5 protein-coding genes are annotated in these 5,115 nt (G+C 73.3%); all 5 read left to right on the forward strand.

The genetic code is table 11. From position 1 onward, the window contains the following. Nucleotides 1-156 precede the first annotated feature (156 nt). Nucleotides 157-825 carry an SDR family NAD(P)-dependent oxidoreductase gene (locus ACWEO5_RS37970; protein WP_452166629.1) on the forward strand — a complete coding sequence of 223 codons (669 nt, stop codon included), beginning with the start codon at nucleotides 157-159 and terminating at the stop codon, nucleotides 823-825. A gap of 224 nt (nucleotides 826-1,049) precedes the next feature. Next, nucleotides 1,050-2,006, forward strand: a complete 957-nt coding sequence (locus tag ACWEO5_RS37975; protein WP_452166630.1) for an ABC transporter substrate-binding protein — start codon at nucleotides 1,050-1,052, stop codon at nucleotides 2,004-2,006. A 1-nt stretch (nucleotide 2,007) separates the two neighbouring features. Beyond that, complete coding sequence (locus tag ACWEO5_RS37980; protein ID WP_452166631.1) at nucleotides 2,008-2,958, forward strand: amino acid ABC transporter permease; 951 nt, start codon at nucleotides 2,008-2,010, stop codon at nucleotides 2,956-2,958. Between the two features lie 16 nt (nucleotides 2,959-2,974). Continuing rightward, nucleotides 2,975-3,727: an amino acid ABC transporter ATP-binding protein gene (locus tag ACWEO5_RS37985; RefSeq protein ID WP_452166633.1), complete on the forward strand. Its 753-nt coding sequence runs from the start codon at nucleotides 2,975-2,977 to the stop codon at nucleotides 3,725-3,727. Then, the gene (locus ACWEO5_RS37990; RefSeq protein ID WP_452166632.1) at nucleotides 3,724-4,935 is read left to right on the forward strand and encodes a M20/M25/M40 family metallo-hydrolase; all 1,212 of its coding nucleotides are present in this window, start codon (nucleotides 3,724-3,726) and stop codon (nucleotides 4,933-4,935) included. The genes ACWEO5_RS37985 and ACWEO5_RS37990 overlap by 4 nt, the downstream gene beginning before the upstream one ends. Nucleotides 4,936-5,115: the final 180 nt, after the last annotated feature.

Here is a 5,115-nt window from a genome sequence, read left to right on the forward strand (position 1 = left end):
GGAAGGCCAGCTTGAGCACCGCGTCCGCGCACTCCATCGCCACCCGCAGCACCAGCGCGTACCCGGGGGCCGCGAACAGTTCGCCGCCGATCGCGGCCCCGACCGTCGGGGCCCGCGGGAGCCGGAAGGCGTCGACGGACGAAAGGGAGGCCGGTCATGGACGTGCACGGTGCACGGCTGCTCGTGGTGGGCGCGACGGGGGAGTTCGGCGGGCTGGTGGCCGCTCTCGCGGCTGACCGCGGGGCTCGCGTCGTCCCCGCCGGGCGTGACGCCGGGCGGCTCGCGGCGGTGGCCCGGCGCGTCGGCTCCCCGTGCGCGCCGGCCTTCGACGCGTACGACCTCGACCGCTGCTCCGCGCTCGCCGCCCTGGCCGCCGAGCACCTGGGCGGACTCGACGCCGTCCTGGTCAGCGTCGGCGCCGTGGCGTTCGGGCGGGCCGAGGAGGTGTCGGCCGAGATCGAGGAGCACCTGATGGCGGTCAACGCGCTGGCCCCGATCGCCGTCCTGCGCGGGGCTCTCCGCACCGTCGGCGGGGGCGGTGCCGTCGGGGCCGTCACCGGGATCGTCGTCGAGCGCCCGACGGCCTCGGCGGGCGCCTACCGCGCGTCGAAGGCGGCGCTCAGCGGCTGGTTGGAGACCGCGCGGCTGGAACAGCGGGCCAGGGCGGTCGGCGTCCTGGAGGCCCGGCTTCCCCACCTGGCGAACGGTTTCGCGGCGCGCGCCCTCGCCGGGGCCCCGCCGCGGCTGCCCGCCGGGAGCGACCCCGGTCCGTGGGCCGGTGCCGTCCTGGACGCGCTGCTGGCTGGCGCCGACCTCGTTCGCTGAGGCCGAAGCAGAACATACAGAAGCATGATGGTTGTCGGTAGCTGTAACGACTTTTCACGAGGGGCCCTCCGTCACCTGAGGGCCCATCAGTGCTTTTCTTGAGGTTCGGCGAGTGTTACGGATTCGTAGTCTCCATTACATATGGCCATCAATGTGGTTTGCCTGTAACGTCCTGGCTTGCGGCACGGCCCCCCGGCGCCGCCCAGGTCCTCGAAAGGTTGCCCGTGAACCCCTCCGCCCCCCGCAGACCGGCCCGGCCGGCCGCTGCCGCCCTCGTCCTGTGCGGTTCCCTCGCCCTGACCGCTTGCGGGAGCAGCGGGGCCGGCGGTCCCGCGGCGACCGGCCCGGTCACGGTCGCCGGTGTCAGCATCAGCCCCGATCCCGCCCTGCACGACGCGCTGCCCGACGCGGTCAAGAAGTCCGGCAGGGTCCGGGTCGCCACCGACGTCCCGTACGCGCCGTTCGAGATGTACGTCACCGAGGGCAGCAAGGAGCTGACCGGCCTCGACTACGACCTCGGGCAGGCCCTCGGCGCCAAGCTCGGCGTCCGGTTCGAGTTCCAGGCGCAGAAGTTCGACGGCATCGTCCCCGCCCTCCAGGCCGGCAAGTACGACGCCGCGATCAGCGCCATCACCGACAACAAGGAGCGCGAGCAGGTCGTCGACTTCGTCGACTACTCCGTCTCCGGCAGCGGCATCCTGGTCGCCAAGGGCAACCCGCAGAAGATCACCACCCTCGACGACCTGTGCGGCCACCCGGTCGCCGTGCAGAGCGCCACCAACCAGCAGAAACTCCTGGACCAGCACCAGGACACCTGCCGCGAACTCGGCAGGGGCGCCGTCGACGTCCAGACCTTCCCCAAGGACTCCGACGCCCAACTCGCCCTGCGCTCCGGCAAGGTGGTCGCCGACGTGCTCACCAAGCCCGCCGCAGGCTGGACCGCCAAGAGCGCCGACGACGGCGCCGCGTTCGAGGTCGTCGACGACCCGGCCGCGCTCGGCGGCTACCACGCCTCCCCGAACGGCATCGCCGTCGCCAAGAACCTGCCGCAGCTGACCGACGCGGTGCAGAAGGCCGTGCAGGCCCTGATCGACGACGGCTCGCTCGCCAAGATCTACGACAAGTACGGCGTCGCCTCGATCGCCGTCCGGCAGGCCGCCAAGAACGGCGCGGTGGACTGACGTGCCCGTCACCGAACGCCCCGCCGAGGCGCCCCCCGCCCGGCCGGACGACCTGGTGGCCGTACCGGTCCGGCACTGGGGGCAGTGGACCGCCGCCGTCGTCGCCGTGCTGGGCCTGGTCGGCCTGGTCGGCTCGCTCGCCAGGAACCCGAACCTGAAGTGGGACGTCGTCGGCCACTACCTGTTCGCCGACCTGATCTTCGACGGCCTGTTCACCACCCTGTGGCTGACCGTCGCCGCGATGGCGGTCGGCCTGGTCCTGGGCACCCTGGTCGCCGTCATGCGGCTGTCGGACAACCCCGTCCTGTACGGCCTGTCCACCGGCTTCGTCTGGCTGCTGCGCGGCACCCCGCTGCTGGTGCAGATCCTGTTCTGGGGCTACGCCGCCGCGCTCTACAAGCACCTGATGATCGGCATCCCGTTCACCACGGTCACCTTCGTCGAGTTCGACACCAACAGCCTGCTGCCCGCCTCCGTCGCGGCGCTGCTCGCGCTGGGCCTGAACGAGGCCGCCTACGCCTCCGAGATCGTCCGGGCCGGCATCCAGTCCGTCGACCCGGGCCAGACCGAGGCCGCCCACTCGCTGGGCATGAAGCCCGCCCTGACGATGCGCCGGATCGTGCTGCCGCAGGCGATGCGGGTGATCATCCCGCCGATGGGCAACGAGACCATCAACATGCTCAAGACCACCGCGTACGTCTCGGTGATCGCCGCGCACGACCTGATGTCCAACATCCAGGACGTCTACAACCAGAACTACCGGATCATCCCGCTGCTGGTGGTCGCCGCCCTCTGGTACCTGGCGCTGGTCACCGTGCTGTCCGTGCCGCAGGCCTGGCTGGAGCGCCGCTACGGCCGCGGCACCGCCCGCGCCGGGCACGTCCCCCCGCTGCGGCGGATGCTCACCGGCCTGCCCGGCCTGCTCCCCACCACCCGCGAACGGAAGGGCTGAACCGATGGCCCGCCCCATGGTGCACGCCGAGGGCGTGCGCAAGCACTTCGGCCGGCTGGAGGTCCTCAAGGGGATCGACCTGACCGTCGAGCGCGGACAGGTCTGCTGCCTGCTCGGCCCGTCCGGCTCCGGCAAGTCGACCTTCCTGCGCTGCATCAACCACCTGGAGAAGGTCGACGGCGGACGCCTCACCGTCGACGGCGACCTGGTCGGCTACCGGCAGTCCGGCCACCGGCTGCACGAGCTGCGCGAGTCCGAGGTCGCCGAGCGCCGCCGCGAGATCGGCATGGTCTTCCAGCGCTTCAACCTCTTCCCGCACCTGACCGCCCTGGAGAACGTCACCGAGGCGCCGGTCCGGGTCGCCGGGGCCAACCGCGCCGACGCCCGCCAGGAGGCCCTGCGCCTGCTGGAGCGGGTCGGCCTCGCCGACCGCGCCGACCACTACCCGGCCCAGCTCTCCGGCGGCCAGCAGCAGCGGGTGGCGATCGCCCGCGCGCTGGCGATGAAGCCCAAGCTGATGCTCTTCGACGAGCCGACCTCCGCCCTCGACCCCGAACTCGTCGGCGACGTCCTGGACGTGATGCGCGACCTCGCCGCCGACGGCATGACGATGGTCGTGGTCACCCACGAGATCGGCTTCGCCCGCGAGGTCGGCGACACCGCCGTCTTCATGGACGAGGGCGTGGTCGTCGAAGCCGGCGACCCGCGCACCGTACTGGTCCGCCCGGAGCAGGAGCGCACCAAGGCGTTCCTCTCCAAGGTCCTGTGAGCGCCCCCACCGAACCGGCGAACCGCGCGGCCGCCGCCGAACTGGCGGCCGCCGCCGAGCAGGCCCTGCCCCGCTACCTCGCCGACCTGGCCGAACTCGTCGCCATCGACTCCGGCTCCTACGACGCCGACGGCGTGAACCGGGTCGCCGACTGGTTCGAGCACCGGCTGCGCGCGATCGGGTTCAGCACCGAACGCACCACCCCCGGGCGGGTGGACGGGCACCGCTTCGGGGACGTACTGGTCGGCAGGCTCACCGGCTCCGTACCCGAGGAGGACGGCGGAGCGCGGATCGTCCTCATCGGCCACCTGGACACCGTCTTCGAGGACGGCACCGCCGCCGCCCGCCCCTTCCGGGTGCAGGACGGCCGGGCCCACGGACCCGGCGTCAGCGACGACAAGGGCGGCCTGCTGGCCGGGGTCACCGCGGCCGAACTCCTGGTCCGGCACGGCCGGACGGCCTTCGCCGAACTCGTCGTCCTCGCCACCCCCGACGAGGAGGTCGGCTCGCCGGCCAGCCGACCGGTCACCGAACGCACCGCACGGGGGGCGCACTACGCGCTCGGCCTGGAGTGCGCCCGGGAGAACGGCGACCTGGTCATCGCGCGCAAGGGCGTCGCCGACCTGCTGGTCACCGTCACCGGGCGGGCCGCCCACGCCGGGATCGAGCCCGAGCGCGGCGCCAACGCCGCCCTCGCCGCCGCCCACCTGGTGGTCGCCCTGCAGGCCCTCAACGGCACCTGGCCCGGCGTCACCCTGAACGTCGGCGTCGTCCGCGCGGGCACCCGCACCAACATCGTGTGCCCGCAGGCCGAGCTGTACGTCGAGGTCCGCGCCACCACCACCGCGGGCCTGCACACCGCGATCGCCGAGATCCGCGCGGCCGCCGCCCGGACCGTCGTCGAGGGCACCGCGGCCCGGGTCGACCAACTCGACCTGTGCCCGCCCATGGAGCACACCCCGCAGGCGGCGGCCGTGCTCGCCGCGGCCCTGCGCACCGGCGCCGACCTCGGCCTGCGGATCCGCGGCGCCTCCACCGGCGGCGTCGGCGACGCGAACCTCACCTCGGGCCTGGGCATCCCCACCCTCGACGGCCTCGGCCCGGTCGGCGGGGCCGACCACACCCCCGAGGAGTGGCTCGACACCGCCGGCGCGCCCGGCCGGATCGCCCTGCTGGCGATGCTCGTCGAGCGCCTCGGACGGCGCTGACGCCCCGTCGGGCACCCCACGACCGGCCCGCGCGGCTCGGCCCACCCCGCGCGGGCCGCACCACCGCCGGGTGCGCGCCCCCCCCCGCCGCGCACCCCCCCCCGCCGCGGTGCACAAATCAAATAACACCCGGTTCCCCGCATATTCGATGTTCACAACGCATGACTCCACTACCTACCC

Source organism: Kitasatospora sp. NPDC004272, assembly GCF_053603035.1.